Raw genomic sequence first — 5,762 nt, 5'->3', positions numbered from 1 at the left:
GGCGGCCACGGCCCTGGGCCTGACGGCTCTGGGCCTGGCCGCCCTCCCCGCCACTCCCGCCTTAGCAGCAAATATCGCGACAAATCCGGGCTTCGAGTCCGGCCTGTCCGGCTGGACCTGCTCGTCCACGGCCGCCGCCCAGGCGGTCTCCCAGCCCGTCCACGGCGGCACCCGAGCCCTCCAGGCCACCCCGGCCGGCAGCGACTACGCCCGCTGCCAGCAGACCCTGAGCGTCAAGGCGAGCACGACATACCAGCTGTCAGCCTGGGTCCAGGGCAACTACGTCTTCCTCGGCGCGACCGGCACCGGCATCAACGCCAGCACCTGGGGTGCGCCGGGCGGTCAGTGGCAGCAGCTGACAACCTCCTTCACCACCGGCGCGGGCGTGACCAGCGTCACCGTCTACGTCAACGGCTGGTACGGCCAAGGCGCCTATTACGCCGACGACATAGTCCTCGACGGCCCCGGCGGCACCCCCGACACCCAGGCCCCCACCACCCCCGGCAACCTGAGCGTCGGCAACGCGACCAGCTCCAGCCTCACCGCCTCCTGGTCCGCCTCCACCGACAACTCCGGCAGCATCGCCCGCTACGAGGTCTCCCGCGACAACGGCACCCCCACGGCCGTCACCGGCACCAGCCACACCGCCACCGGCCTCGCCGCCAGCACCGCGTACCGCTTCAAGGTCCGGGCCTGCGACGCCGCGAACAACTGCTCCGCGTACACCGCCGAGGTGACCGGCACCACGACGGCGACAGGTGGCAACGGGCAGCTCCCCAAGCGGGTGCTGGTCGGCTACCTGCACGCGTCCTTCGCCAACGGCTCCGGATACATCCGCATGGCGGACGTCCCGAACGAATGGGACGTCATCAACCTGGCCTTCGGCGAGCCCACCTCGGTCACCTCGGGCGACATCAGGTTCCGCCAGTGCCCGGCCGCCGAGTGCCCGAACGTCGAGCCCGAGGCCGACTTCATCGCCGCCATCAGGGCCAAGCAGGCCCAGGGCAAGAAGGTGCTGATCTCGATCGGCGGCCAGAACGGCCAGGTCCAGCTCACGACCGCGGCGGCACGCGACACGTTCGTGCGGTCAGTCGCCGCGATCATCGACAAGTACGGGCTCGACGGGCTCGACGTCGACTTCGAGGGCCACTCGCTCTACCTCGACCAGGGCGACACGAACCTCTCCAACCCCACCACCCCGGTCGTGGTCCACCTCATCTCCGCCCTCAGGACACTGAAAAGCCGGTACGGGGCCAGGTTCGTCCTGACGATGGCCCCGGAGACGTTCTTCGTCCAGCTCGGCTACCAGTTCTACGGCCCGGGCCCCAACGGCGCGGCCGACCGCCGCAGCGCCTCCTACCTTCCCGTCATCCACGCCCTGCGCGACGACCTGACGCTCCTGCACGTGCAGGACTACAACTCCGGCCCGATCATGGGCCTGGACGGCCAGTACCACACCATGGGCGGCCACGACTTCCACGTCGCCATGACCGACATGCTCCTCGCGGGGTTCCCGATCATGGGCAACGCGGCTAATCCGTTCCCGCCGCTGCGTCAGGACCAGGTCGCCATCGGCCTGCCCGCCTCGCCGAACGCCGGCAACGGCTTCACCACGGTCGGGGAGGTCCAGAAGGCGTTCGACTGCCTGGCCAAGGGCACCAACTGCGGCTCGTACCGGCCTCGGGGGGTGTATCCGAACCTGCGCGGGCTGATGGCCTGGTCGGTGAACTGGGACAGGTTCAACGGTCTGGAGTTCTCCCGCAGCCACCGGGCGTATCTGAACGGCTTCTGACCCCTCACCCCCTCACCCCCGAGACCCCAGCACCTTGCGCACTGATCGCAAGGTGCTGCTGGGGTTGTGGCTGGGGGCTCTGAGAGGAGCGGAAACCCCGGCACCTTGCGCTCCTGGCGCAGGGTGCGGATGGGTGGTGGCCAGGGGCCCAGGGATGGAGAGGAAGGCCCGCCCAAGAGCGGTCGTGGGGGAGGGCGCCGAAGGGCGGTCCGGATGTGGTGGGGGAGGGGCGTGCGGGTGGTGGTCAGCGGACGAGGTAGGTCGGTTTGACCGGAAGGCCGGCCCCCGGCGGCCGGTACGTAGGCAGCGCCTCCCCGTACTCATGCATCCACACATGATCCACAAGCAACCGCATCCGCGACGCACCCCCCACCGCATCGACGGCGACCCGCCCGCCCGGTGAGAAGGCCGCCGCCGACAGCTTGGCCACCGCGTCCGCCACCATCCCCGCGTCCGGAGCCGCCAGGTCGCACCCGTCGTCGGGCCCGATGAGGAGCTCCACCGACGGCGGCAGCGGGTAGATGGGCCGCGGGATCGCCAGCACCCGCGGCGACGGCGCCATCGGCAGCCCGTCGCGCACCGCCTCCAGCAGCACCGACCGCGCCGACCGCTGATGGAACAGCCCGTCGCCCAGCGGCCAGCTCAGCGCCCCCACGTCGGCCGCGTCCTCGCCGCACGCGTGCAGGCACAGGTACGGCACCAGTGGCACGGCCGACCCCGCCCCGTCCGCGGCCCAGCCGCCGCCGCAGCCGGTCAGGACGAGCAGCGCGAGCATGGCCCGGTAGGCGGTGTCGGCGTGGCCGGTCTCCAGCCGTCCGGGCACGATCATGCACCGTCCGCCGGTCCGCTCGGCCGCCGTGCCCAGCTCCCGCGCGATCTTGAGGGCACGCGCGGCGGTCACCCCCGTGTACGCCTCCTGCCAGGCCGGCGTGTACGGCTCCCCTCGATCCTCGTATCCGTCCGGCCACTGCCCCGGCAGCCCGGAACGCTCCACCCCGTACACCGCCAGCAAGAGGTCGTACACGGTCGTGACCAGCGCGGAGCCGTCGGAGACGACCGGCACCCCGCGCCGCAGCAGCCCGGGCCCGTCGTCGAAGCGCGGCAGCAGCACCTCCGCCGAGACCGCCGACTCCTCGCCGTACAAGCTCAACCTGTCGGCGAACCCGCCGGTCAGCCCGCCCACGACGCAGGCCCCGCCCCGTTCGCGCAGCCGCACGAGGGACGGCAGGTCCGTCCGCTCCATGGCGTGCCCGTGGAAGGCGGAACGTTCCACGAAGAACTCCCGCAGCAGCACGTGCCCCATCGCCATGGCCAGCGCCCCGTCCGTCCCCGGCCGCACGACCAGCGTCTCGTCCGACAGCCGGGTCGGGTGCGGCCCGATGGCCACGACCTTCTGCCCCTTGTACCGCCCGGCGATCAGCCACGGCGTGTCAGGCGTACGGACGAGCCTGTTGTTCTCCCCCCAGAGCATCACGAACGCCGCCCGCGCCCACTCCTCCGGCAGCGTTCCCCGCGCCCCCACGCCGAAGACCTGGTCCGGCGCGCTGGACTGCTCGGTCAGCACCGCCCCGCCGATCCCGCCGACCAGCTCGGCCAGCGGCGAGGTGGACAGCGCCGCCACCCGCCCGGCGCCGTGCTCGGCCGCCGTGTGCACGATCGCCGCGGCGGTCAGCTCGGCCGCGGTGCCGTCGTCCAGCGGGACCCGCCTGCCCCCTCGGGCCTGCCGGTAGAGCTGGGAATTTGCTGTGAGTTTCGCCCAGGCGGCAACGGGGTCCCGCAGCCCGTCGCGCACCTCGAAATAGAGCCTGACCAGAGCCTGGTTGACCTGCGATCCTCCCATGCCAAAAGTTCAGCACAGGGACTCATGTTCTTCTGTGTTACAAACCGGCATGTCGGGGATAAGAATTGGAAGCCCAGGTGGCAGCACTCAGACGAGTACGGCAGGCTAGATCCCGCCATGGAATACGCAGTTCTCACGGGGACCATCCTCGTCGCAGGTGTCCTGCTCGCCCTCATCGCCCAGTGGCGTGACTGGCGCCCTCCGCTCTACGTCGCCGTCCTCGTGGGGATCGCCGTGCGTGTGCTGCTGCTGTTCACAGCGGCCGACGACGCGTGGCAACCCGTCGACTACATGGAGAGCTTCCAGCCCGCCGGCCAGGCCGTGCTCAACGGCCAGGACCCGGTCCTGGCCAGCGAGGGCGGCTGGCACTTCCTGCCGACGATCCCCTACGCCTACGGCATCCTGCTGTGGCTGGGCATCCCCTGGGTCTACGCGGGCCGCCTGGTCACCGTGATCGCCGACATCGTGCTGGTCCCGCTGGTGGCCAAGCTCGCCGGCGGCCCCAAGGCCTCCCTGCGGGCCCTCCAGTACGCGCTCAACCCGCTCGCCCTGCTCGTCGCCTGCATCCATGGCCAGGTCGAGCCGGTGGCGCTGGTGTTCGGCGTGGCCGCCTTCGTGGTGGCGCGCGGCCCCGGCTCGCCCGAGCGTCCGGGCGTCACGACCCGCGTGGTGGCCAAGACCCGCCGCGGCCTCCAGGCGTACGGCTGGCAGGCGTCGGTCCGGCGGGTCATCGGCTCGGGCGGCATGCTGCACCGCGCGCTGAAGCCGGGCCCGGACGACCGCGCCGACCTCAAGCGCGGCCTGCTGGCCGGGCTGCTCATGGGCCTGGCGCTGTGCGCGAAGAGCTGGCCGATCTGGCTGATCCCGGGCTTCCTGCTGCTTCTGCCCAACCTGCGCTCCAGGATCGCCGGGCTGTTCATGACCGGCGCGGTGCCGCTGTTCTTCCTGGTCACGCTGCCGGTGTTCGCGGGCACCTCGTTGCAGCAGATTCCTCAGGTCATCAAGACCATCCAGGACATCCGGCCGATCGTCGGCGAATGGGGCTGGACGCCGCACTTCACCGGCGGCAACTGGGAGCTGCGCGCCGACCTGGCCGGCATCGGCACGAACCTGATCTACGTCTGCGTCGTGGCCGCGATCCTGATCTGGCGGCGCGCCGACCCGATCGACATGACCACGGCCATCCTGCTGATCTTCATGGTCGTCACGCCGCGGCTCGGCGCCCAGTACCTCATGTGGTTCATGCCGTTCCTGATCGCCAGGCCCACGAAGTTCGCCTGGCCGGCGATCATCGGCGTGTCGCTGTGGTCGGCGTACGGGTACATCTACATGACCCAGTTCGACGTGAACACCTGGTGGTACCTGCACGCCGACTGGTCACGCGCCTCGATCGTGCTGCTGCCGGTGCTGCTCGCGGCGATGCCGTGGGGCCGCACGGTCTCGACGGCCCCACCGCTCGCCACTCTCTCCGGCGCCGCCAAGAAGGCGCCGGTCTCCTCAGCGGCATAAGCACAGGTCAGTGGCACAGGTCAGTGGCACAGGCTCAGGTCAGTGGCCACAGGCTCACGTCATTGGCACAGGCTCAGGTCAGCGGCACAGGCGCCCCCACAGCGTGATCCACTGGTCGGGGTGGACGTGGCCGACCACCGTGTCGCGGCCGATCCCCGCCGCGGCCAGCGCGCCGTCCACCCCCTCGTAGCGTCGCCGCAGCGAGGCCCGCAGCGAGCCGCCGACCCCGCCGAACCCCAGCTCGACCAGCTCCTGATAGCCCCGGCGGCCGCGGACGAGCGGCTCGGGCCGCCGCTCGATCCGCAGGATCGCCGAGTCGACGGACGGCACCGGCCGGAAGCTCTCCCGGCCGATCCGGTCGCCGATCCGCCAGTCGAACCACGGCCACGACTCCACCGTCACCAGGCTCCACCGGCCGTAGCCGCCCGCGCGCTTGCGGGCGTACTCCAGCTGGGTCAGCAGCGTCGCCGACGTCAGCCCCGGTGTGCGCAGGCACCAGCGGACGATCCCCGACGTGACCGAGTACGGGATGTTCCCCACGACGGCGAACGGCCCCCGTGGCGCCCGCGCGGTCGTGAAGTCGGCCCTGACCACGTCGATCCGCGGATCGTCGCGGGTCAG

4 protein-coding genes are annotated in these 5,762 nt (G+C 71.2%); 2 read left to right on the top strand and 2 right to left on the bottom strand.

Annotation, left to right across the window (positions count from 1 at the left end; genetic code table 11):
- A partial coding sequence (locus KME77_RS09895) for a chitinase (protein WP_308250642.1) occupies nt 1–1,792 on the top strand: 1,792 nt, incomplete at its 5' end.
- A 244-nt stretch (nt 1,793–2,036) separates the two neighbouring features.
- Here KME77_RS09895 and KME77_RS09890 read toward each other — a convergent pair.
- Nucleotides 2,037–3,632 (bottom strand): molybdopterin-dependent oxidoreductase, encoded by a 1,596-nt coding sequence (locus KME77_RS09890; RefSeq protein ID WP_219464479.1) that lies wholly within the window; start codon nt 3,630–3,632, stop codon nt 2,037–2,039.
- A gap of 117 nt (nt 3,633–3,749) precedes the next feature.
- On the opposite strand from KME77_RS09890, the gene KME77_RS09885 reads away from it, so the two are divergent.
- Nucleotides 3,750–5,141 (top strand): putative hexosyltransferase, encoded by a 1,392-nt coding sequence (locus tag KME77_RS09885; RefSeq protein WP_219464476.1) that lies wholly within the window; start codon nt 3,750–3,752, stop codon nt 5,139–5,141.
- Between the two features lie 78 nt (nt 5,142–5,219).
- Here the strand turns inward: KME77_RS09885 and KME77_RS09880 are convergent.
- Nucleotides 5,220–5,762: ribosomal RNA small subunit methyltransferase A (locus KME77_RS09880; protein ID WP_219464472.1), on the bottom strand; the 543-nt coding region annotated here is incomplete at its 5' end.

The sequence above is a fragment of the Nonomuraea rhizosphaerae genome, assembly GCF_019396405.1.
Lineage (GTDB): Bacteria > Actinomycetota > Actinomycetes > Streptosporangiales > Streptosporangiaceae > Nonomuraea > Nonomuraea rhizosphaerae.
This window is presented reverse-complemented; position numbering and strand designations above follow the sequence as displayed.

Excerpts from the sequence above, each read along its gene's own strand:
- KME77_RS09890 (WP_219464479.1), bottom strand. The coding sequence starts at position 3,632 with ATGGGAGGATCGCAGGTCAACCAGGCTCTGGTCAGGCTCTATTTCGAG.
- KME77_RS09885 (WP_219464476.1), top strand. The coding sequence starts at position 3,750 with ATGGAATACGCAGTTCTCACGGGGACCATCCTCGTCGCAGGTGTCCTG.